This window comes from Marilutibacter penaei (genome assembly GCF_014145395.1).
In the GTDB taxonomy this organism is placed as follows: Bacteria; Pseudomonadota; Gammaproteobacteria; order Xanthomonadales; family Xanthomonadaceae; genus Marilutibacter; species Marilutibacter penaei.
Genome location: NZ_JACHTE010000007.1, coordinates 19,437 through 41,664, shown reverse-complemented (window position 1 = coordinate 41,664; position 22,228 = coordinate 19,437). Strand labels below are relative to the sequence as shown.

Below are 22,228 nucleotides of genomic sequence, written 5' to 3'. Positions count from 1 at the left end.
GGACCGGGCCGTCAGGCCGGCAGCCCGAGCGCGTCGAAACCTTCGACCCGTGCATGACCATGGCAGGCCTCGCCCGTGCGTGGCGCCGGGTAGTCCTGCAGCCGGTCGACCAGCACGGTGCGCAGACCGGCATCGCGCGCGGCATCCAGTTCCTCGACCACGTCGGAGAGGAACAGCACCTCGTCCGCGGGCTGGCCGATCGCCTCGATGATCCGCCGGTAACTGCCGGCCTCGCGCTTGCCGCCCACCTCGGTGTCGAACCAGCCCGAGAAAAGGGGCGTCAGGTCGCCCGCATCGCTGTGGCCAAAAAACAGGCGCTGCGCGGGGACGCTGCCGGAGGAGTAGACGTACAGCGGGATGCCGGCCGCATGCCAGGCCTTCAGCGCGTCCCCGGCGTCGCCGTAGATGTGCGCCGTGAAGTCGGCACTGTGGTAACCGTCGGCCCAGATCATGCCTTGCAGCGCCTTCAGCGCCGTGTGCTTGCGGTCCTGGTCGATCCAGCCCTGCAGGACCTCCACGATCATCCGGTCGCTGCACATGCCGCCCATCTCGGTGGCGACCGCATCGAGCCAGCGCCGTACACCCGGCTCCTGGCCGCGGGCATGCACGAAACCGGGCAACGCGCGCCGGGCATAGGGGAAGAGCACGTCCTTGACGAAGGAAATGCTGCTGGTCGTCCCTTCGATGTCGGTCAGGATCGCCTTGGGCAGGTCCGGCCGCGTCATTGAAGTGCCTGGCCTTTCTCGTAGCGCGGGAAGCGCTGGGCGATGTCGGTGCCGGTGAAATGGCCCACCCAGCCGTCCGGCTCGGTGAAGAAGCGAATGGCGATGAAGCTGGGCTCCGGCCCCATGTCGAACCAGTGCGTGGTGCTGTCGGGCACGGCGATCAGGTCGCCGGCCTCGCACAGGACCTCGTAGACCTTGCCGTCGACGTGCAGCGAGAACAGCCCGGAACCGGCGACGAAGAAACGCACCTCGTCTTCCTTGTGGAAATGCTCGTCGAGGAACTTGCCGCGCATCGCCTCGCGCTGCGGGTTGTCCGGCGCGATGCTGACGACATCGACGGAACGGAATCCGCGCTCGGCGACCAGGCGGTCGATGTCGGCGCGGTAGGCCTCCATGATGGCTTCCGGCGTGTCGCCCGGCCGAACCGGCGCGCTGGCTTCCCATTGTTCGAACGCAACGCCGATCGTGGCCAGTTCGCGCGCCATCGCGGCATGGTCGTCGGTCGAAAGGCGCGGGGCATCCGGGGTCCCGTCGTCGAAGATGCGAAGGCGGCTCATCTCAGTTTCCTCAATTCCAGTTCACAGGCCAGCAGGAACTCGAAGGCCTCCAGGTGGCGTGTCGCCTCGGCGAGGTCGCGTCCCCAGGCATACAGGCCGTGGCCGTCGATCAGGTAGCCCCACATCGACTGGCGGTCCAGAAGCGCGTCGACCTGGGCCGCGAGCACCGGCATGTCCTGGCTGTTCGGCAGGACCGGCAGTTCCACGGCCATTTCATGGGTGTGGTTGCCGTGGAAGGCCTTCAGCAGCTCATAGCCCTCCAGATGCACGTGGCCGGCCCCCGCGAACAGGCGCGAGGCGACCGTCTGCACCAGCGAATGCGTGTGCAGCACGCAGCCGATCTCCGGGTAGCGCGCGTACAGCTGGGTGTGCAGCAGGGTCTCGGCCGAGGACCGCAGCGAGGTGGCAACGGGGCGTCCCTCGAGGTCCACTACCATGATGTCGTCCCGCTCCAGCCGTCCCTTGTCGCGGCCCGACACCGTGATGGCCACGTGGCCGGGGTCGAGGCGCATCGAGAAGTTGCTGCTGGTCGCGGGCGTCCAGCCCCGCTCGGAGAGCACGCGGATGCCGGCGATCAGGTCGTCGGCGCATCGGGACAGGCGTCCGCCATCGAAGGGAAGGGTATCCATACCCCCATTTTACGCGCTTGGCCCGCCAGCGGCAGGCCAGGCGCATGCCGGACGGCGGGTATTCAGTCCAGCAGGAACGGGGTGATGAGCACTGCGAGGACGAGCAGCGGCGCCACCAGCCGCACCAGCCAGCGCCAGAGCGACAGCGCCGCGGGCGACAGGCTGCCCAGCTCGTCCTTCAACAGCGTCTGCTTGACCACCCAACCGGTGAACAGCGCGATCAGCAGGCCGCCGAGGGGCAGCATCAGGTTGTTCGACACGAACTCGATCATGTCCATGATGTTCTTGCCGCCGATCACGCGCAGGTGTTCGGGAACGCGCACGCTGGCCCAGACGTTGAAGGACAGCACCGTGGCCAGGCCGGCCACCCAGCAGACGGCCCCGACGACGGCAGCGGCCGCACGCCGGCCCAGCCCCGCCCGCTCGACGAGGTAGGCCGTGGCCGGCTCCATCAGCGAGATGGAGGAGGTCCAGGCGGCCACCGAGAGCAGGGCGAAGAACAGCAGCCCGTAGACGATGCCGAAGGGCATCGCATTGAAGGCATGCGGCAGCGAGGTGAAGATCAGGCCCGGGCCGCCGCCCTGGGGATCGAGGCCGAAGGAGATCACGATCGGGAAGATGGCCAGGCCGGCCATCAGCGCCACGCCGGTATCGGCCAGTGCCACGGTCACGCCGACCTGCGGGATCGAGACGCCCTTCGGCAGGTAGGCGCCATAGGTCATCATCGTGCACATGCCCAGGCTCAGGGTGAAGAACGCCTGCCCCATCGCATCCAGGAACGTGCGGCCGGAGATCTTGGACCAGTCGGGCTTGAACAGGAACGCAGCGGCCTCGCCCAGGTGGCCGGTGGTGGCGCCGTAGATCACCAGGGTCAGCAGCAGCACGAACAGCGCCGGCATCAGGAAGCGCACGGCACGCTCAAGTCCTTTTTCCACGCCCAGCGCGACCACGCCCAGGGTGAGGACCATGAAGACCGCATGCCACAGGGTCAGCTCGCCCGGGCTGGACAGCAGCCCGGTGAAGGTGGCGCCGGGGTCGGTAATGCCGTTGCCGCCCAGCAACTGGGAGATGTACAGCCAGCTGTAATGAAGGGTCCAGCCGCCGACTACGCTGTAGAAGCTGAGGATGAGCACGCCGGCGACCATGCCGATCCACCCGATGCTGATCCAGCCCTTGGAGGCGCCCAGTTCCCGGACCAGGTCGGTCAGGGCGTTGACCGGACTGCGGCGGCCGTGGCGGCCGAGCAGGATTTCCGACATCAGGATCGGCAGGCCGACCAGCGCGATGCAGCCCAGGTAGACCAGGACGAAGGCGCCGCCGCCGTTGTCCGAGGTCATGTACGGGAAACGCCAGATGTTGCCCAGTCCGACGGCCGACCCGGTGGCCGCGAGGATGAAGGCCATGCGGGAGGACCACATGCCGTGGATCGAGGTCTTTTCCATGAAGGACTGCCGTTTCGGTTGGGGCCGCGGGGCGGCGGGTCAGGGGTGGGTCACCACGTTGGCCCTGGGCGTGGTGTGCAGGATCTTGAAGCCTGCATAGGCCAGCACCGCGGACACGATCGGGTTGACGAGGTTGAAGAAGGCAAAGGGCAGGTAGTCCAGCGTGGCCACGCCCAGGGTGGCGGCCATGTAGGCGCCACAGGTGTTCCAGGGGATCAGCGGCGAGGTGATCGTGCCGGCGTCCTCGAGCGCACGCGAGAGGTTCACCGGCGCCAGCCCGCGGCGTTCGTACTCGGGACGGTACAGTCGTCCGGTCAGCACGATCGACATGTACTGGTCGGCCGCCACCGCGTTCGAACCGATGGCGGTGGCCAGCGTCGCGGTCACCAGCGCGCCGGTCGACTTCGCCGCATTGAGCACGCTGCGGATCATGCGTTCGAGCAGGCCGGTCTTCTCCATGACCGCACCGAAGCCCATCGCGCAGAAGATCAGCCAGATGGTGTTGAGCATGCTGCTCATGCCGCCGCGACTGAGCAGCTCGTCGACTGCGGCGTTGCCGGTATCCGCCTTGTAGCCGTCCGCCAGCGCGCTCCACACGCCGGTCATCATCGCCATCGGGCGCGACAGCTCGGCCTTGTCCGCCAGTTTGACCACCAGCTCGGGCTGGAACACCACCGCGAACAGGCCGCCCAGCAGTGCGCCGATGAAGATCGTCGGGTAGGCGGGGAACTTGAGCATCGCCAGCGCGAACACGACCACGAGCGGGATCAGGAGGTGCAGGCCGATGTTGAACTGCTCGCCAAGCACCGACGGCAGGGTGTCGAGCGACGGCGCCCCCGGGTCGCTCCCCTGCGAACCCAGGCCAATCAGCGTGAACAGCACCAGGGCGATGAGGATGCTGGGACCGGTGGTCCAGACCATGTGGCGGATGTGCGCGAACAGCTCGCTGCCGGCCGCCGCGGGTGCGATGTTGGTGGTGTCGGACAGCGGCGACATCTTGTCGCCGAAGTAGGCGCCGGAGATCACCGCGCCGGCGGTGATCGGCAGCGACAGGTCGAGGCCCTGGGCCACGCCGATCAGGGCGATGCCCAGCGTGCCCGCGACGGTCCAGGAACTGCCGATCGCCAGCGCGACGATCGCGCAGATCAGGCATGCCGCCGGGTAGAAGAACGACGGATGCAACAGCTTGAGGCCGTACACGATCAGGGTCGGCACCGTGCCCGACAGCACCCACGTGCCGATCAGCGCGCCGACCGCCAGCAGGATGAAGATCGGCACGATCGCCAGCGAGATGCCGTGCACCAGGCTGTCCTGGATCTCCGCCCAGCGCTGGCCGTTGCGCAGTCCGACCAGGGCGGCGACACCGCCGGCGATCATCAGCGAGACCTGGTTGGCGCCGTACGAGGCGTCGGCGCCGTAGACGTACACCGCCCAGCCCAGAAGGGTGGCGAGGACGGCCAGCGGGAGGAAGGCCTGGAGCAGGGACGGGGAACGGGTCATCGACATGCCCCCGGGGTCGGGATGCGGGCATTGCGGCCCTGATCAAGCAGTGTGTACGGCATCCTGTTCCCCAGAACGAAAAATGCCGGTGCAGGGCCCGTGGGGGCGTGCAGCGGCGTGCGCGGGCCACCATACCCCAGTGAAGAAAGCGTGAGCAAGGGAGGGTGCAGCACGCGCGAATCGCGCATACTCGTCGACCTTCGACCCCTTTCGTGGACCCGAATGACGTTCCGCCCCGAAGACGCTTCCGGCCGCCAATCGTTGGCGAGGGCGCTCAGCCGTTATGCGGCCCGTTGGCCGGAGGAAACCGATCCGGGCCTGTTCATGTCGCTGCTCGACGATCCGGCGGATCCGTTCGTCCGGGCACGACTGGACGGGCATTTCACCGGATCGGCATGGCTGGTCGATCGCACCGGGCGGCGCGTGCTGCTGACCCACCACCGCAAGCTGGAACGGTGGCTGCAACTGGGCGGCCACGCCGACGGCGACGTCGAGCTCGCGCGCGTGGCGCTGCGCGAAGCCGAAGAAGAGTCGGGACTGCAGGACCTCGAAGTCGAGCCCGACCCGTTCGACGTCGACCGCCACTGGATCCCCGCGCGTGGCGACGTCCCGGGTCACTGGCACTATGACGTCCGCTACGTCGTGCGGGCCGGCGAGGACGAACGCTTCGTGGTCAGCGAGGAGTCGCTGGACCTCGCATGGTGCGATATCGCGGCGCTGGCCGCGGATGCGGCCACGGACGCCTCGATGGCACGGATGGCGCGGAAGTGGCTCGCACGCCAGGCGGGCCCGGCCGGGCCTGCCGGATGACCGCAAGGGCCCGGGCAATGCGCTGCATCGCTCCGGGCCGCCGTCGCGGCGTCAGTCGGCGCGACCCGAGAACTCGCCCGTGGTGGTGTTCACCAGCACGCGTTCGCCGGTGGTGATGTACTCGGGGACCATGATCTCGATGCCCGTCGAGAGCGTTGCCGGCTTGGGGCGCTTGGTGGCGGTGCCGCCCTTGAGTTCCGGGGGCGTCTCGGTGACTTCCAGCGCGACCGTCTGCGGCAGCTGCAGCGCGACCGGCTGGTCCTCGATCAACTGCACGTAGCAGCCCGAGAGGTCCGGCACGATGTAGCCGGCCGCATCGCCCAGCGCCGCGGGCGGCAGCGTATAGGGCGTGTAGTCCTCATCGTCGAGGAACACGAAGTCGTCGCCGTCCATGTACGAAAAGGTCGACTGGCGACGGCTCAGCTCCACGTCGCGCAGGTCGTCGTCGGCGTCGAAGCTCGCATCGGTCTTGATGCCGCCCGGGACGCTGTACATGGTGAAGCGGAAGCGCACGTTGCCGCCCCGGCCCTGGGGCGAGCTGCGCTCGATGTCACGGATCTGGTAGACGCCGTTGTTGTGCTCGACGACGTTGCCCTTCTTGATGTCGGATGCCTTCATGGGACGCTCTTGCTGGCGCCCTCGCCCTGTTCGGGGGAGGGCAGGGGCGGGTGGGTCGGGATGGGGGCTTACTTCGGCGCGAGGCGGGTCGCGCCATCCAGGCGGATGGTTTCGCCGTTGAGATAGGTGTTGCCGAGGATGTAGGCGACGAGGTCGGCGAACTCCTCCGGCTGGCCGAGGCGGGACGGGAACGGAATCGACGCCGCCAGCGATTCCTGCACGCTCTCGGGCATGCCGTCGACCATGGGGGTCCAGAACACGCCGGGTGCCACGGTCATCACGCGGATGCCGAAGCGGGCGAGTTCACGTGCCATCGGCAGGGTCATGCCGACCACGCCGCCCTTGGACGCCGAGTAGGCGGCCTGGCCGATCTGGCCCTCGTAGGCCGCGACCGATGCGGTGTTCACGATCACGCCGCGCTCGCCATCGTCTCGGGCGTCGTTGTGCTGCATCAGGTTCGCGGCGGCCTTGGCGACGTTGAAACTGCCGACCAGATTGACCATGACGGTGGACTGGAAGTTCGCCAGCGGCATCGGCGCCTCGCGGCCGAGCACCCGGCCGGCGCCGAGGATGCCGGCGCAGTTCACCACCGTGTTCAGCCCGCCGAGGAACTCGCGTGCCGCCTGCACCTGGTCGCTGACGTCCGCCTCGGAGGTGACATCGGTCCGGAAATAGCGCGCGTTGGCCTCGCCCAGGGTGGCCACGGCGGCAGCGCCTTTTTCGTCGTTGACGTCGAACAGGGCCACCTTGGCGCCCTGGGCGACCAGGTGCTTGGCCACCGCCAGGCCGAGACCGGATACACCGCCGGTGATGAGGGCGAGGGAAGAGGCAAGCTGCATGTCGGTGGCGCTCCGCGCGTTTGGGCCGCCCATTTTACGGCGCCGGCGCCCCGCGGGAACCCCGGCGTGGCCCGGTCGAGCCGCTTGTCGCGTTCATCCATCGGGGAACGTCCCGGATCAGCGACCAGGAGCATGCGTGGGAAAGGAGGGCCTGAGTGGGCGGTGCAGTGGCGGGCAGCGGGTCAACGAGATCGACCTGCTGCGTTTCGTGGCGGCGATGGCGGTGGTGTTCTACCACTACGCCTTCCGGGGCTTTGCCGGGGGCGACCGGACCACGATGGCGTATCCGCTGCTGGAGTCGGTCGCCAAGTACGGCTTCATGGGGGTCGAGCTGTTCTTCATGATCAGCGGCTTCGTCATCCTGATGACGGCGGCCAATGGCAGCCTCCGCAAGTTCGTGGTATCGCGGATCGCCCGTCTGTACCCGGCCTTCTGGGTCTGCTGTTCGCTGACCTTCCTGGCGATCCTGTTGATCGGCGGGCCGCGTTTCTCCGCCACGTTCATGCAGTACCTGGTCAACATGACGATGTTGAACGGGTTCGTGCGGGTCGCTTCCATCGATGGCGTGTACTGGTCGCTTTTCGTCGAGATCCAGTTCTACGCCATGGTGTCCGCCGTGCTCATGCTCGGCCTGATCAGCCGCGCGCAGGCCCTGTTGCTCGCCTGGCTGGCCGCCACGGTGGCGCTCGCCATCGTCCCGAACCCGGTCCTGCGGTTCCTGCTGATCACCGACTATGCACCGTATTTCATCGCCGGCGCGGTGTTCTACCTGGTCTGGTCGTCGGGCGCCAATGGGGTTCGCTGCGGCATGCTTGCGGCGTGCCTGGGCCTGGCCCTGCGGGACGCGCTCGGGGGCTTGCCGCTGTTCGAGCAGCGATACGACACCCGCATGAGCCGCGGTACCGTCGTCGCGATCATCGTGTCCTACTTCGTCGCGATGGGCATGGTCGCTTTGCGCTGGACCGGTCCACTGCTGCGGCGGCGCTGGCTGCTCGCCGGCGCACTCACCTATCCGCTCTACCTGCTGCACCAGAACATCGGGTACATGATCTTCAACCTGGCGCATCCTGCGCTGGACCCGCACCTCGTGTTCTGGGGGACCCTTGCGCTCGTGCTGTTCGCCTCGTGGCTGGTGCACGCCGGGGTCGAGCGTCGGTACACGGGCCAGTTCATGCGCGCCTGCGACGGCGCCGTGGATGCAGGCGCCGGGCTGCTCCGGCGGGTGGGAACCGGGCGCTGGCGCTGAGCCGGGCCTCCCAAGGCGGCCCTGGAAGCGTACTCAGCGGCGCAGGCTGCCGGGATACCGCTGGAGGAGTTCGGTCGGCAGCAGGCCGGGTGCGTACAGGAAGCCCTGGCCGGTCGTGATCCCCATGGACACCAGATAGTCGCGCTGGGTCTCGTGCTCGATGCCTTCGGCGACGACCCCCAGGCCCAGGCTGTTGGCGATTCCGGTGACGGCCTGGCACACGGCGACATCGGATTCGTTCCCGGGGATGCCCTGCACGAACAACTGGCTCAGCTTGAGCCCGGTGATCGGCAGCCGGCGCAGGTAGTTCAGGGCGCTGTAACCCTCGCCAAAATCGTCGATGGACAGGGCGACACCCATGTCGCGCAGCTCCCGGAACGCCCGCTGGGTGTCGGTGTCGTCCTCGATCAGCACGCGTTCGGTGAACTCCAGCTCCAGCATGCGGCCTTCCAGCCCGGTCTCCCCCAGTGCTTCGCGCACGCTGAGGATCAGGTCTTCGCTCAGGAACTGGCGGTAGGACACGTTGACGGCGATGCGTTCGATCGCCATCCCTTGCTGGCGCCAGTTGCGCAGTTGCCGGCACGCCTCCTTCAGGACCCAGCGACCGATGCCCACGATGTCCCCGGTGGTCTCGGCATGATCGATGAAGCGGTCCGGACGCATCTCGCCGAGTGAACGGTTGCGCCAGCGGATCAGGGCCTCCGCCCCCGCGAGGCTGCCGTCCGCGAGGATCACCTGCGGCTGGTAGACGAGGTGGAACTCGTCGTTGCGAACCGCGCGGCGCAGGTGGGTTTCCAGCTGCAGGCGCTGCAACTGCTGCTCCGCCAGCTCCGGCGTGTACGCCTGCCGTCCGTTTCGCCCGCGACGCTTGCTGTCGTACATCGCCACGTCGGCGCTCTGGATGAGCTGGGGCGAGCCCATGCCGTCCTGGGGCGCTCGGGCGATGCCGATGCTGGCGGTGATGCTGAAGTCCTCTCCGTCGACGCGGAACGTGGTGCCGAAGGCCGCCAGGATGGCATCGGCGAGACGCTCGGGGCGGGTGTCGTCGTCGTGCACCATGCAGACCACCAGGAACTCGTCGCCGCCGAAACGCGCGAGCAGGCCCTCGATGTCCACCACGTTCTCGATGCGACGCGCGGCGGCGGCCAGCAGGCGGTCGCCCGCGGCGTGGCCCAGCACGTCGTTGACCACCTTGAAGCGGTCCAGGTCAATGTAAAGCACGGCGATGCGTGCATGCTCGGCATCCTCCTGCAGCCAGGTGTCGAGTTCCTGCAGGATGGCATCGCGGTTGAGCAGGCCGGTGAGCGGGTCGGTCCGGGCCTGCTGTCGCAGCGACTCCTCCGAATGCTTGCGATCGGTGACGTCCTGCAGGGTGCCGGTCAGGCGCGCGCTGTGGGCGGATCCGATGATGGCTTCGCCGATCACGCGGACCCAGAACGACTTGCCGCTGCCGCGTACGCCTTCGAGTTCGAGGTCGATGCCGTAGCCGGTCGAGAGCGCTCGCGCGATCGCGTCCTGGAGCTGGCGGCGGTCGGCGTCCCGCAGGCAGTCCAGCAGCCCGTCCATGGTGGCCGGGGCAGGCTGGCACCCCAGGATGCGCTGCGCTTCATCGGTGAGGTAGAGGTGGTCAAGGCCGGTGTCCCATTCCCAGCCGCCGATCTGCGCCAGGGACTGCGCGCGGTCGAACAGGGCGCTGTCGCGCTTGAGCGCGGTGACATCGGTGAACAGCGACAGCACCTGTCGCGGACGGTCGCCACCCGCCGGATAGTGCGGCACCGAGGTCACGGACAGCCACGACAGATGGCGGCGCTCCCGGTGGTAGAAACCCAGCAGGGTGCTTTCGATGGTTCGGCCCCATTGCAGGGCGCGTTGCGCCGGCAACTGGCTGGCGGAGATCTCGCGACCGTGCTCGTCGATGATCCGCCAGTGTTGCGGCTGCAGTTCTTCCTCGAGCGGACGGCCCTTCCCGATGCCGAAGATCCGCAGCGCCGCGGCATTGGCGAACAGGTAGTGGCCCCCGGCGTCCTGGACCAGGATGCCCTGGTCCAGGGCCTCGACCAGTTCGCGATAGCGCAGTTCGGCATCGCGGCGGCCGCTGAGGTCGCGCGCCACCGCCACCAGGGCGGGGCGACCTTCGTACTCCATGCCCGCCGAATGCACTTCCACCGGGAAACGGGTGCCGTCGGCCCGCATGTTCGAGACCTCGATGACGTAGGTCTCGCCGCGTTCGAGTGCTTCGACCACCGGCGCCATGTGGTCGCGTGGCAGGTCGGGGTTGAGGACATGGATCGGGCGGCCGACGATCTCGCCGCGACTGCGGCGATACGCCGCGATACCCGCCTTGTTGAGGTCCAGCACGATCCCGTCGTGGTCGATGATGCTGACCGGGTCCGGTACCGCGTTGAACAGGGCGTCGTAGCGTTGCCGGGCGCCGGCTGCCTCTTCCAGTGCGATCTGGAGCGCGTCGCGGGCGCGGGTGAGCAGGGCACGCGTTTCGGAAGGCAGGTCATCGCGCGACAGGTACAGGTCAAGCGCATCGACCGTGGTGGGGCCGTCGCCCGGCAACGCGCTCGGCAGCGATGCGGGCGGGCGGCGGTTCATGTCGAGGTCCCGGCGTCCAGTGCTCGGCCCACCTTGCTGCCGTTCTCGTGGCCCAGGCGGGCGGCCAGCCAGCGCCCGGTCTCCGCCAGGGCGTCCAGGTCCACGCCGGTCGAAACGCCCAGCCCATGCAGCATGTAGACCACGTCCTCGCTGGCGACATTGCCGCTGGCGCCTTTCGCGTAAGGGCAGCCGCCCGCTCCCGAGACCGACGCATCGACCACCGCGACGCCGGCCTCCAGGCAGGCCAGGATATTGGCGAGGGCCTGGCCCCAGGTGTCGTGGAAATGGACGGCGAGCGCGGACATCGGCACCTCGGCCGCGACGGCTTCCAGCATCGCGCGTGCCTTGCCCGGCGTACCCACGCCGATGGTGTCGCCCAGCGACACTTCGTAACACCCCATGGCGTGCAGGGCGCGGGCGACGCGGACCACGTCCGCGAGCGGGACCTCGCCCTGGTAGGGGCAGCCGAGCACCGTGGACACGTAGCCCCGCACGCTCACGCCGTCTTCTCGTGCCCGGGCGAGCACCGGCGCGAAGCGCTCCAGCGATGCATCGATCGACGCGTTGATGTTCCGCTGGTTGAAGGCCTCGGACGCGGCGGTGAACACCGCGATCTCCTCCACGCCGACCGCGCGCGCCCGCTCGTAGCCCTTCTCGTTGGGAACGAGGACGGGGTAACGCACCTCCGCCCGGCGGCGGATGCCGGCGAAGACCTCGGCCGCGTCGGCCAGCTGGGGCACCCACTTTGGACTGACGAAACTGGTTGCCTCGATGCTGCGCAGCCCGGTCGCGGAGAGCCGGTCGACCAGCTCGATCTTGTCTGCCGTCGCGACCATCGCCCTTTCGTTCTGCAGCCCGTCGCGCGGGCCGACCTCGACGATGCGGACATCCGGGGTCATGGCAGTGCCCCCAGACTGAGCACGCCGAGGTAGGGCGCGTACAGATCCCGCGCCTCGTCGTGGTTGGCGACCGGATGCGTGCATTCGATCTCGAGTACATGACGGTCCCGTATCACCGAGATGAGGGCTTGCGGCGCGGGCTCTTCATCGCGGAGCGGGACCGTGATTCCATAGTCGTCGCCCGTGCGGGTTTTTCCCACCACCGGCAGGTGATCGGGCCCACCATATTCGTGGAGCAACACGGGATCCTGGAGGGTGTAGGCACGGTACTCCACCAGGGCATCGACGTTGAAATGGGCAAAGGCCAGCATGCCCTCCCGCGCATGCAGGACCATTTCATCCGTGCCCATGCCGAGGATATCGTCGGGCAGGGATGCGCCCGTGTCATGGATGCTGATCGTGCAATGCTCGCCCTCACCGGTATCCGGGTCCTCCTGGCCGTAGCGGGCCGACACCTCGACGGCGCTGCACTGCATCCAGAGCAGGGGTTCGGTGGCGATGGCCGGGGTGTCAGGGAACGCGGCGGCGATCGGGTTGTCGTCGCATTCGTCGTCAACCTCGGCCGTATCCTGCGGTGTCGGGAGGGCGCAGGCGGTGGCGAACAGGGCGGCGAGCAGGGCGATGCCCCGCCACGGCATCTGGGCAGCGACGCGGAAGCTCATGCCGGCTCCAGGGCGATCAGCACGGCATCCGCCTCGACGAAGTCGCCGGCCGCGGCACCGATACGGGCAATCGTGCCGGCCCGTGGCGCCTTCAGGCTCAACTCCATCTTCATCGCTTCGATCACCATCACTTCCTGGCCCGCCTCCACGGTATCGCCTGCGTCCGCCTTGACCACCACCACGCGTCCGGGCATCGGCGCCAGCACGCTGTCGGCCGCGGCACCTTCCCCGGTGCCTTCGCGCTCGTACAAGGCGACGGGTTGCAGGCGCAGGCGCGTGCGGCCGTCATGTACGACCCACATGCCGTCATCGACATGCACCGACACGCGTAGGCCCCGATCGTTGATACGCAAAGCAAGCGGGCCATCGGCCAACCACCGTGCGCCAGCCACGTCCCAAGCCGTACCGTCGTGTTCCACGTGGTATCGCCCCTCGCTGCCACGCGCGTGGAATACCAGTCGCCGGTCGCCGAGCCGCATCGCCAGGCTCCGGCGACCGCCATGTCCAAGGCGCCAGCCATCGGCGATGGCCCAGGGCGAGCACGGATCCCCCGACGTGCCGGCCAACCGCAGGCTGTCCCGCTCCCCGGCCAGCAGGCGGGCGACCACTGCGGCGACCAGCAGGTCGGGGTCAGGCGCGTCTTCGGCCGGCATGAATGCTTCGGGGTGCCGGTCGAGATAGCCGGTATCGATGGTGCCCTCGACGACCGCCGGGTGCCGCACCAGCCGCTCCAGGAAGGCGATGTTCGACTTCGGTCCCTCGATCGCGCAGCCGGCCAGCGCCGTGCGCAGGCGCGCCAGGGCTCGCGGGCGATCCTCGTCCCAGACGATCAGCTTGGCGATCATCGGGTCGTAGTGGATGGTGACCGTGTCGCCCTCCACCACGCCGGCATCGATGCGGACGTGCGGGCCCGGTGGCGGAAGGCGCAGCCGGCGCAGCGGGCCCGAACCGGGCAGGAAGCCCGCTTCCGGATCCTCGGCGTAGAGGCGCACCTCGATGGCATGGCCATGCTGGCGGACCGCGTCCTGGGCCAGCGGCAGCGCCTCGCCCGCGGCAATCCGCAACTGCCACTCGACGAGGTCCAGCCCGGTGACCTGCTCGGTGACCGGATGCTCCACCTGCAGGCGTGTATTGATCTCCATGAAATAGAACCGGCCGTCCTGCCCGACGATGAACTCGACGGTGCCGGCGTTGACGTAGTCGATCGCACGCGCGGCGAGCACGGCCGCCTCGCCCATCTCCCGACGCAGCGCCGGGGTCATGAACGGCGAGGGCGACTCCTCCAGGACCTTCTGGTAACGGCGCTGGGCCGAGCATTCGCGTTCGTTGAGGTGCATGGCACCGCCGTGCGCGTCCCCGAACACCTGGATCTCGATGTGACGCGGCTTCTCGACATAGCGTTCGAGCAGCACCCGGTCCCGGCCGAACGCGCTGGCCGCCTCACGTTGGCAGCTTTCCAGGTGGGCGATGAACTCGCCGGCCTCGCGGACGATCCGCATGCCCTTGCCGCCACCACCGTGCGCCGCCTTGATCATCAGCGGGTAACCGATGCGGTCCGCCTCGGCCTGCAGCACGGACGGCGTCTGGTCTTCGCCGGTGTAGCCCGGCACCACCGGGACGCCCGCGGCCTGCATGAGTTCCTTGGCGCCGGCCTTGCTGCCCATCCGGCGCATCGAAGCGGCTTTCGGCCCGATGAAGACGACGCCGGCGGCCTCCACCGCCTCGGCGAAGTCGGCGTTCTCGCTGAGGAAGCCGTAGCCGGGATGGATGGCCTGGGCACCGGCGCGGCGCGCCACCTCGAGGATCGCGTCGCCGCGCAGGTAGCTGTCGGCCGGTCGCGGACCGCCGATACAGTACGCCTCGTCCGCCTGGCGCACATGCTGCGCATCCGCGTCGGCTTCGGAGTAGACGGCCACCGTCCGGATGCCGAGGGCGCGGCAGGTCCGGATGACCCGGCAGGCGATCTCGCCTCGGTTCGCGATCAGGATCTTCTCGAACATCGTGTTCCTTTCTCTCCGTTTCGGGGTGCCGGGCTCACCCGGCCCAGTCGGGCCTGCGCTTCTCCAGGAAGGCCGACAGACCCTCCTGGCCCTCCGCGGAGACGCGCAGGGCGGCGATCAGTGCGGCGTTGTCGCGGTCATGCCGGTCGCGGTCGGCATGGGCGGCCACCCGCCGCACCAGCGATTTCGCGCCGGCACTGGCCACGGGACCGGCCTTGAGCAGCAGCGCGACCTGCGCGTCCACGGCGGCGTCCAGCGCATCCGGCTCGACGACCTGGTGCAGCAGGCCGATGCTCGCGGCCTCGTCCGCATCGAACACTTCGGCGGTGGCGAACAGGCGTCGCGACTGCCGGGCGCCGATCGCCTCGACGACATAAGGCGAGATCACCGCCGGCAGCAGCCCCAACCGGCTTTCGGTCAGTCCGAACTTCGCGCCCCTCGCGCCGATCGCGATGTCGCAGCAGGCCACCAGGCCAACGCCGCCGCCGAATGCCGCGCCCTGCACGCGCGCCACGGTCGGCCGGGGCAATTCGTCCAGGGTCCGCATCAGGCGGGCGAGGGCGAGCGAGTCCTCGCGGTTCTCTGCCTCGCTGGCCGCTGCCATGCCACGCATCCAGTTCAGGTCCGCGCCGGCCGAGAATGAAGCGCCTTCCGCTTCCAGCACCACGATGCGAACGGTCGGGTCGGCCCCCAGGCCCTCCAGGACCGTCGTCAAGCGTGCGATCAACGCATCGTCGAAGGCGTTGTGAACCTCCGGGCGGGTCAGGCGAACGCGCGCGACGGGGCCGTCCATTCGGGTCTGCAGGGGGGCGTCCATGGGCTGAGCATGCCACTCCGGTCACGAAACCTTGCCATGATAGCGGCTTGCGGCGACGGCCCGCCGGGCAGGGCGCGGCAATGCTAGAATTGAGAACAGTTCCCATTTGTGCACGGGTGTCCGTTTGAAGCTTTCCGAACTGCCGCGGCGCACCGTGGCCCGGGTGGAGTGCGTGGAAGAAGCCGCTCCCAATGACCCGATCGCGCGTCGCCTGCGCGAACTGGGTTTCGTGGCCGGCGAACGGGTGGAGATGATGGCCGCGGGTCCGTTTTCCGCGGACCCCTTGCTGGTGCAGGTCGGCTACACCCGCTTCGCACTGCGTCGCAGCGAGGCGGCACGCGTTCGGGTGTCCAATGGAGGCGAGGCGGCATGAGCGACGTCGCACCGATGCGCCTGGCCCTGGTCGGCAACCCGAACTGCGGCAAAACGGCCTTGTTCAACCAGCTGACCGGCAGCCGCCAGAAGGTGGCCAACTACACCGGCGTCACGGTCGAGCGGAAGGAGGGGCGATTCTTCGCGCCCTCCGGAAGCCAGTACGCCGTGTTGGACCTCCCGGGCGCCTACAGCTTCCATGCCGCGAGCCTGGACGAGGCGGTGACACGCGACGTCTGCCGCGGGTTCTATCCGGGCGAGCCGGCGCCGGATGCCATCGTGTGCGTGGTGGATGCCACCAACCTGCGCCTGCACCTGCGGTTCGCGCTCGAGGTGCGGGCGCTCGGCAAGCCCATGGTGCTCGCCGTCAACATGATGGATGCCGCCGAACGCCGCGGCATCAAGGTCGACCTGGAGGCGCTCCAGCGCGAACTCGGCGTGCCCGTGGTGCCCACCGTGGCGGTGCGCCGCAATGGCGCGCAAGCGCTGGTGGAAGCGATCGAGGGCGAGCCCGCCCTGCGCCAGCCGCCCACGCGGCAGCTGCCCGAAGGGGCCGCCGGCGATGCCGACGTGCTGCATGCGGAGACCCGCCGGCTGATCGACGTCGCGGTCACCATGCCGCGACGCACGGCCGCGATCGACGATGCGCTGGACCGCTGGCTGCTGCATCCGGTGATCGGCCTGCTCTCGCTGGCGCTGGTGATGTTCCTCATCTTCCAGGCCGTCTATGCCTGGGCGACGCCGCTCGCGGACCTGATCGACGCGGGCACCGGCTGGCTGGCCGGCACGGTGTCGGGCGTCCTGCCCGAGGGCCCGCTGGCCAGTCTGCTGGTCGACGGCATCATCGCTGGCCTGGGCGGGGTGATCGTGTTCCTGCCGCAGATCCTGATCCTGTTCCTCTTCATCCTGGTGCTGGAGGAGTCCGGCTACCTGCCGCGTGCGGCGTTCCTGCTCGACCGGATGATGGCGGCGGCGGGCCTGTCGGGCCGCAGCTTCATCCCGCTGCTGTCGAGCTTCGCCTGTGCGATCCCCGGCATCATGGCGACGCGCTCCATCCAGGATCCGCGCGACCGCCTGGCCACGATCATGGTGGCGCCGCTGATGACCTGTTCGGCCCGCTTGCCGGTCTATGCGCTGCTGATCGGCGCCTTCATCCCGGCACGGGACGTCGGCGTCTTCAACCTGCAGGGCCTGGTGCTGTTCGGGCTGTACATGGCCGGCATCCTCAGCGCCCTCGTGGTCTCCTGGGTGATGAAGAAGTGGCGGCGCGACAAGAGCGAGCACGCGCTGATGCTCGAACTGCCTTCGTACCGCATCCCGCATCCGCGCGACGTGCTGATCGGCCTCTGGGAGCGCGGCTGGATCTTCCTGCGCCGGGTCGGCGGGATCATCCTCGCGCTGACCGTGCTGCTGTGGTTCCTGGCCAGCTATCCCGCACCGCCCGAGGGGGCGACCGGACCGGCCATCGACTACAGCTTCGCCGGTCGCATCGGACACGCGCTTGCCGCCGTGTTCGCACCGCTGGGCTTCAACTGGCAGATCTGCATCGCGCTGATCCCGGGGATGGCTGCGCGCGAAGTGGCGGTGTCGTCGCTGGCGACGGTCTATGCGCTGTCCGCGGCCGACGACGAAGCGGCGGCGGAAGCCCTGACCCCCATCATCGGCAGCGAGTGGTCGCTGGCGACGGCGCTGGCGCTGCTGGTGTGGTTCATCTATGCGCCGCAGTGCATTTCCACCCTGGCGACGGTCAAGCGCGAGACCGGATCGTGGAAGCTGATGGCGATCAACACCGGTTACCTGTTCGCGCTCGCCTACCTGATGGCAATGCTGACCTACCAGCTTGCCGTGGCCCTGGGCGCGGGCTGAGCAATGGAGGGTGGCCTGCTCCTGCAGTACGTGGTGATCGCGCTGGCCGTGGTGGCCAGTGCGCTGTACGTACTGAAGCGGCAGATGCCGTCGCAGGTACGGCGCTGGCGGATCGCCTGTGCCGCGCCCTTGCTGCGGGACGGCCGCCCCGCGTGGGCGCGCAAGATCGGGCGCTGGCTCGCGCCCCCGGCACTGCAGGGCGGCGCCGGCGGGGCGTGCGGTGGATGTAACAGTTGCGACGCCGACGAGGGTAGCGCGCGGCGGCATTGACACCGCGCGCGGCTGCAGCAGGGCGGGCGGACGCTAGTGGCGGCGCCCGCGTCCGGCGCGATAGCCCTTGATCTCCAACCCTTCCACCGCGAGGGTGACGGTCCGCTCCTCGCCCGGGTAGAGCGCACCCACGCCGATCACCTGGCGGTCGATCTCCTCGCCGCGTTCGTTGCGTACCGTCACCACCACCGAATATTCGAGCGCAGCGTCACTGGCCTGCGGGCGGATGGCCCCCTCGACCTTGAGTGGCACGGTCCGCTCGCGCTGGCCACCGGCGGTTTCCGGGTCGAAGCGCAGGTGGTGTTTGCACGCCGGGCAGACGCTGGCGCTTTCCAGGATCGTGGTCTTGCAGTGCGGGCACGTCCGGGTCGCGCCCGGGGTGCCCGGACGCGGGCCGCTCATGCGTCGGCGCCGTTCTCCCCGGCGCGGCCCTTGCCAGTGCCCTTGCCGTCCTTGCTCCAGCCAAACTCGACCTGGCCCTTCATGCGCGATCCCGCCGCAACGGTGACCGTCCCGGCCTTGATGTCGCCGGTCATCGCGCCACTGTCGAGCAGCTCGACGCGCTCGGCCGATTCGATGTTGCCCTCGAGCTCGCCGGCGATGATGACCTTGCGGGCCTTCACCCCGCCATCGAGCTTCGCGCCCACTTCGATGGTCAGGTCGCCCTGCACGTTGACGTCGCCCTTGAACCGGCCGGCGAGGCGCACGTGCCCCGAGCCCTCGATCCGTCCTTCGATGGTCAGGTCCGAGGCGATTACCGATTCCTTGGCGTCCGGGGTGGCGCTGCGCTGGGGCGTGCTGGCCTGACGGGCGGGCTCCGGCGCGGTGAACGAGGCGACGTTCGCGCGCGGCTCGTCTTCGCGGGGCGGCGCCTTGGCCGGCGGGACCGCGCTGGACGCGTCGGATTTCTGGGAAGCGGGGGGATTGCCGAAAATGGCCATGCTGCGGTTCCTCTCACGGGACTGGTCCGGCCCAGGGGAGGCCGGTCCCATCGAGGCTAGCACCGCCCCGATGGCAGTTTCGTGCAGGAGTTCTCGGTATTCCCGGGGGCTCGTCGACGAGCGGTCGTAGTCGTGACCGGCGCCGCCTGCCGGCGCGCCCGGGATCACATCCTTGCCCCTTCCTGGCGGGCGGGGACTTGAAAGGCATCGCACCCCGTCATCGGCCAGGTTCGGCGATGGTCTTCGCGGGGAGGTGGGGGCGCAGCATCGGCCACCATGACTTCCGGCGCAGCCATGCGTCGATCGACCAGAACAGCAGCCCACCCACGGCCATGCCGACCCCCAGCCGAGGACCGCCGGCGGTGATCATCACCGCCACGAGGGCTGCGGATCCCTTCAGGAAGGGGAGAAGCAGGATCAGGCGCCAACCGCTGAAGTTCAGGCGCAGGCCGGAGCGGCGCACCCAGCGCACCAGACCGGTCAGTGCGGCCAGGCTGCCGACCGGCATCGCGAGCACGTCGAAGGGAGGGGGTGGCAGCGCCAGCAGAAGGGCCAGGCCCGAAAGCACGGGGACCCAGAACAGGCGCAACCGGGGCCGGGGGGTTGGGATCTCCTCCGGCGCGGACTGCCAGTTGAAGTATCCGGCTATCGCCACCCAGGCTTCCCAGACCACGTAAAGGCCCATCACGAGCCAGGCGAACGTGCTGGCGCCGAAACCGACCGCGGGAGCCACCGTATTCCAGCCTGGCAGGTCTCCGGTCAGCCAGTGCACCAGCCCGAACACCAGACCGATGCCGGCGGCGACGGCCATGCAGCGCGTGAGCGCGACGAGGCGACGGGCGACGGATTGCCGGCTGCCGTCGCCGGCGGCCAGCCAGAAGCGCGTCTGGCGCAGGTCGACCAGGCCGCCCAGGCTGTCGAGGTCGCCATCGTCGAGTGCGAGCACCAGGTGGCGCATCTCGATAGGTCGACGGGAGGGCAACGCGAAAGCAAGGGCGCGTAGCCAGCCCAGCCGCCTGCGCAACTGCCGCATCGCCTTGAGCGCCCACGCGTGGCGGTCGTGGCGGGGTCGGCCGTGGAAGATCCGGTCGCCGAGCGCCCGTTCGCGGCCTGGTTGCAGGTCGTGACGGAACCCGAGGCGGTTGCGCAGCCGCATTAGCGCGTCCGGATCCACCCCGCTCAGTACGTGGTCGAGGTCGAAGAAGTCCAGGAGCACGTCCAGGTTGTCTTCGGCTACCGGCGGACTGCGCTCATGCAGGCGGTCGAGGAGCCAATAGCCGAGCCGGCCCTTGAGTTGCAGTGACCACAGCGCCGGCTGTGCCTCCAGCCAGCGACGGACGTCCGCCGGTTCGCCCCGGACCAGAGGCTCCATAAGGCCCGCCAGGAACGCGTCGGCATCGAAGACGTCCGTCGCGGGCCCGGGTCGGGTGTCCGCGATCCCGGGGGAGGGCGTGTCCCTCGGTCCATCCCTGCTGGCTGCCGCGGGCGAGGGCGGCGGCTCCTCGCTCCCCGGTGCCCCGGCTGCGGGGCGCCGGGTGTCGTTATGCTGGACCGACACCAGTGCTGCCAGCGCTGCCTGGTAGGCGGCATGCAGGCGCTGGAACCCCGCTGGATCGCTATCCGGCCGGGTAGTTTTCAGGCGCTGGGCATATGCGCGCTTGACAGCGCGCGCGTCCGCCCCGGACTCGAGTCCCAGTTCGGCGAATGCCCACATCAGGCCCGGGCCTCCAATTCGTCCAGCGCCTGGTGGAACTGGCGACGGTGCGTTTCGACGAGGTCGCTGTCCTGGCCTTCCAGCACGTTGCGGAAGCGGCCAATCCACTCCTGCAGCAGGTTCCGTTGCTCCAGGTATTCCTCGTACAGGCGTTCGGCGCGCGCCAGGACCTGCAGGTTCTCCTGCTGGTCGCGCGGGTGGATCTTCAGTGTCTCGAGCGCGGCGAGCCGTTCGCGGATCTCGTCGGCACCCAGCATGCCGGGGTTCTGTTCGAGCACCAGCTCGTGCACCTTGCCCGTGGCATGCTCGCGGACTTCCACCTGCAGCAGGCCGTTCACGTCATAGGTGAACCGGACGGTGACGCCACGCTCGCCGGGTGCGGCGTGGGCAGCGATCGGGATGTTGATCTCGCCGAGCTTGATGTTGTTCGCCACCATCGGGCTTTCCCCCTGGTAGACGTCGATCAGCACCTGCGACTGACCGGGGGTCATGGGGTAGAAGTCGTCTTCGCGACTGACCGGCACCGTGCTGTTGCGCGGGATGATCGGATGGAAGTACCCGTTGCGGACCTGCCCGTTCTCTTCCCGGCGCGATACCTGGGTGCCCAGGGTGTACGGGCAGACATCGGTGAGGATGACCTCTTCCAGGCGCTGGTCGCGTGCCTTCAGGCCCGCGGCGACGGTGGCGCCCAAGGCGACCGCCTGATCCGGATTGACGTGCCGGAGCGGCAGGCGTCCGAACATCCGCGACACCAGCCGCGCCACCTGCGGCATGCGGCTCGCACCGCCCACCAGTACGATCTCGTCCAGTTGCCCCGGCTGTATCCGCGCGTCGCGCATCGCCCGCTCCACCGGCGCGCGCATGCGCTGGATCAACGGCTCGGCGAGGGAGGAGAATCGCGCCTCGTCGATGCTCCATTCCAGTTCACGCCCCTGCAGGGCCATCTCCACGGAAGCGGTGCCCTCCTGGCCGAGCGTGCGCTTGGCCTGTTCGAGTCGCCTGCGCAGCTGCGCATGTTCGTGCGGCGCCAGGTCGCCGGGTGCGAGCGCGTGGTCGCGGGCGAAGGCATCCACCATGACCTCGAGGAAATCCTCGCCGCCGAGGTAATTGTCGCCGGTGCTTGCATGCACTTCGACCACTCCGTCGAACAGTTCGAGGATCGACACATCGAAGGTGCCACCGCCCAGGTCGAAGACCAGGAAGCGGCCTTCGCCTTCGCGATCCTGCAGGCCATAGGCCAGGGCCGCCGCCGTGGGCTCGTTGACGAGCCGCTCGACCTTCAGCCCGGCCAGCTCGCCCGCGGCCCGCGTGGCCTTGCGCTGGGCGTCGGAGAAGTACGCCGGGACGCTGATGACGGCTTCGCGGACCTTCCCGCCCAGCGCTGCCTCCGCATCGGCGACCAGGGCGCGCAGCACGATCGCCGAGAGCTCCTCGGGCCGGAACACGCGGTCGCCGAGTCGGGTCTCGCGGGACGAGCCCATCCAGCGCTTGAAGTTGGCCACCGATCGCCGCGGATGGCTGATCAGGCGCTCGCGCGCGGGTTGTCCCACCAGCACGCCATCCTCGTCCAGGCTTACCACCGAGGGGGTCAGGACATCCCCCAATGCGTTGGGGAACAGAGTGCTGCCCGAATCCCCATACACGCCGACCAGCGAATGCGTGGTCCCCAAGTCGATACCTACGATCATCCCCTGCAACTCCCCCTGTTTTCCCCCGATCC

Annotated in this window: 21 protein-coding genes; 5 read left to right on the top strand and 16 right to left on the bottom strand. The window is 68.9% G+C overall.

Features of this window, described 5'->3' with window-relative positions:
• Window positions 1–11: 11 nt before the first annotated feature.
• The 5 genes from mtnC to nhaC form a co-directional block, all read right to left on the bottom strand.
• Window positions 12–725 carry an acireductone synthase gene (gene mtnC, locus H4F99_RS10550; RefSeq protein ID WP_182669719.1) on the bottom strand — a complete coding sequence of 238 codons (714 nt, stop codon included), beginning with the start codon at window positions 723–725 and terminating at the stop codon, window positions 12–14.
• A complete protein-coding gene (locus H4F99_RS10545) occupies window positions 722–1,282 on the bottom strand; it encodes a 1,2-dihydroxy-3-keto-5-methylthiopentene dioxygenase (protein WP_182669718.1) in 561 nt (186 codons plus the stop codon). Before H4F99_RS10545 ends, mtnC begins: the two co-directional genes overlap by 4 nt.
• Window positions 1,279–1,911 (bottom strand): methylthioribulose 1-phosphate dehydratase, encoded by a 633-nt coding sequence (locus H4F99_RS10540; protein ID WP_182669717.1) that lies wholly within the window; start codon window positions 1,909–1,911, stop codon window positions 1,279–1,281. The genes H4F99_RS10545 and H4F99_RS10540 overlap by 4 nt, the downstream gene beginning before the upstream one ends.
• Window positions 1,912–1,973: 62 nt before the next feature.
• Window positions 1,974–3,353: a sodium-dependent transporter gene (locus H4F99_RS10535; protein ID WP_182669716.1), complete on the bottom strand. Its 1,380-nt coding sequence runs from the start codon at window positions 3,351–3,353 to the stop codon at window positions 1,974–1,976.
• Between the two features lie 39 nt (window positions 3,354–3,392).
• Complete coding sequence (gene nhaC / locus H4F99_RS10530) at window positions 3,393–4,853, bottom strand: Na+/H+ antiporter NhaC (RefSeq protein WP_246371813.1); 1,461 nt, start codon at window positions 4,851–4,853, stop codon at window positions 3,393–3,395.
• Between the two features lie 222 nt (window positions 4,854–5,075).
• Here nhaC and H4F99_RS10525 point away from each other — a divergent pair, with 222 nt between their 5' ends.
• Window positions 5,076–5,663, top strand: coding sequence for an NUDIX hydrolase (locus H4F99_RS10525; protein ID WP_182669714.1), 588 nt, complete (start codon window positions 5,076–5,078; stop codon window positions 5,661–5,663).
• Between the two features lie 51 nt (window positions 5,664–5,714).
• Here the strand turns inward: H4F99_RS10525 and yeiP are convergent, their stop codons facing one another.
• A complete protein-coding gene (yeiP, locus tag H4F99_RS10520; protein WP_182669713.1) occupies window positions 5,715–6,281 on the bottom strand; it encodes an elongation factor P-like protein YeiP in 567 nt (188 codons plus the stop codon).
• Between the two features lie 68 nt (window positions 6,282–6,349).
• Window positions 6,350–7,120 carry an SDR family NAD(P)-dependent oxidoreductase gene (locus tag H4F99_RS10515; protein WP_182669712.1) on the bottom strand — a complete coding sequence of 257 codons (771 nt, stop codon included), beginning with the start codon at window positions 7,118–7,120 and terminating at the stop codon, window positions 6,350–6,352.
• Between the two features lie 136 nt (window positions 7,121–7,256).
• Between H4F99_RS10515 and H4F99_RS10510 the strand changes: the two genes are divergently transcribed.
• Window positions 7,257–8,366 (top strand): acyltransferase family protein, encoded by a 1,110-nt coding sequence (locus tag H4F99_RS10510; RefSeq protein WP_182669711.1) that lies wholly within the window; start codon window positions 7,257–7,259, stop codon window positions 8,364–8,366.
• Between the two features lie 33 nt (window positions 8,367–8,399).
• Here the strand turns inward: H4F99_RS10510 and H4F99_RS10505 are convergent, their stop codons facing one another.
• The 5 genes from H4F99_RS10505 to H4F99_RS10485 are packed head-to-tail and all read right to left on the bottom strand — an operon-like array spanning window position 8,400 to window position 15,345.
• Window positions 8,400–10,967, bottom strand: a complete 2,568-nt coding sequence (locus H4F99_RS10505) for a sensor domain-containing protein (protein WP_182669710.1) — start codon at window positions 10,965–10,967, stop codon at window positions 8,400–8,402.
• Window positions 10,964–11,866: a hydroxymethylglutaryl-CoA lyase gene (locus H4F99_RS10500; RefSeq protein ID WP_182669709.1), complete on the bottom strand. Its 903-nt coding sequence runs from the start codon at window positions 11,864–11,866 to the stop codon at window positions 10,964–10,966. The genes H4F99_RS10505 and H4F99_RS10500 overlap by 4 nt, the downstream gene beginning before the upstream one ends.
• Window positions 11,863–12,528, bottom strand: a complete 666-nt coding sequence (locus H4F99_RS10495; RefSeq protein ID WP_182669708.1) for a hypothetical protein — start codon at window positions 12,526–12,528, stop codon at window positions 11,863–11,865. The genes H4F99_RS10500 and H4F99_RS10495 overlap by 4 nt, the downstream gene beginning before the upstream one ends.
• A complete protein-coding gene (locus tag H4F99_RS10490) occupies window positions 12,525–14,528 on the bottom strand; it encodes an acetyl/propionyl/methylcrotonyl-CoA carboxylase subunit alpha (RefSeq protein WP_182669707.1) in 2,004 nt (667 codons plus the stop codon). The genes H4F99_RS10495 and H4F99_RS10490 overlap by 4 nt, the downstream gene beginning before the upstream one ends.
• A gap of 34 nt (window positions 14,529–14,562) precedes the next feature.
• The gene (locus tag H4F99_RS10485; RefSeq protein ID WP_182669706.1) at window positions 14,563–15,345 is read right to left on the bottom strand and encodes an enoyl-CoA hydratase-related protein; all 783 of its coding nucleotides are present in this window, start codon (window positions 15,343–15,345) and stop codon (window positions 14,563–14,565) included.
• A 124-nt stretch (window positions 15,346–15,469) separates the two neighbouring features.
• Here H4F99_RS10485 and H4F99_RS10480 point away from each other — a divergent pair, with 124 nt between their 5' ends.
• Genes H4F99_RS10480 through H4F99_RS10470 form a run of 3 tightly spaced genes read left to right on the top strand, consistent with a single transcriptional unit; the run spans window position 15,470 to window position 17,853 of the window.
• Window positions 15,470–15,718, top strand: a complete 249-nt coding sequence (locus H4F99_RS10480) for a FeoA family protein (RefSeq protein ID WP_182669705.1) — start codon at window positions 15,470–15,472, stop codon at window positions 15,716–15,718.
• On the top strand, window positions 15,715–17,583 hold the full coding sequence (gene feoB / locus H4F99_RS10475; protein WP_182669704.1) for a ferrous iron transport protein B: 1,869 nt from the start codon (window positions 15,715–15,717) through the stop codon (window positions 17,581–17,583). The genes H4F99_RS10480 and feoB overlap by 4 nt, the downstream gene beginning before the upstream one ends.
• Window positions 17,584–17,586: 3 nt before the next feature.
• Entirely contained in the window at window positions 17,587–17,853 is a 267-nt protein-coding gene (locus tag H4F99_RS10470) for a DUF6587 family protein (RefSeq protein WP_182669703.1), read from the top strand.
• Between the two features lie 33 nt (window positions 17,854–17,886).
• Here H4F99_RS10470 and H4F99_RS10465 read toward each other — a convergent pair whose 3' ends face one another.
• The 4 genes from H4F99_RS10465 to H4F99_RS10450 form a co-directional block, all read right to left on the bottom strand.
• The gene (locus H4F99_RS10465; protein ID WP_182669702.1) at window positions 17,887–18,255 is read right to left on the bottom strand and encodes a hypothetical protein; all 369 of its coding nucleotides are present in this window, start codon (window positions 18,253–18,255) and stop codon (window positions 17,887–17,889) included.
• Window positions 18,252–18,794: a bactofilin family protein gene (locus H4F99_RS10460; protein ID WP_182669701.1), complete on the bottom strand. Its 543-nt coding sequence runs from the start codon at window positions 18,792–18,794 to the stop codon at window positions 18,252–18,254. The genes H4F99_RS10465 and H4F99_RS10460 overlap by 4 nt, the downstream gene beginning before the upstream one ends.
• Window positions 18,795–19,011: 217 nt before the next feature.
• A complete protein-coding gene (locus tag H4F99_RS10455; RefSeq protein ID WP_182669700.1) occupies window positions 19,012–20,508 on the bottom strand; it encodes a hypothetical protein in 1,497 nt (498 codons plus the stop codon).
• Entirely contained in the window at window positions 20,508–22,196 is a 1,689-nt protein-coding gene (locus H4F99_RS10450; protein ID WP_182669699.1) for a molecular chaperone HscC, read from the bottom strand. The genes H4F99_RS10455 and H4F99_RS10450 overlap by 1 nt, the downstream gene beginning before the upstream one ends.
• Window positions 22,197–22,228: the final 32 nt, after the last annotated feature.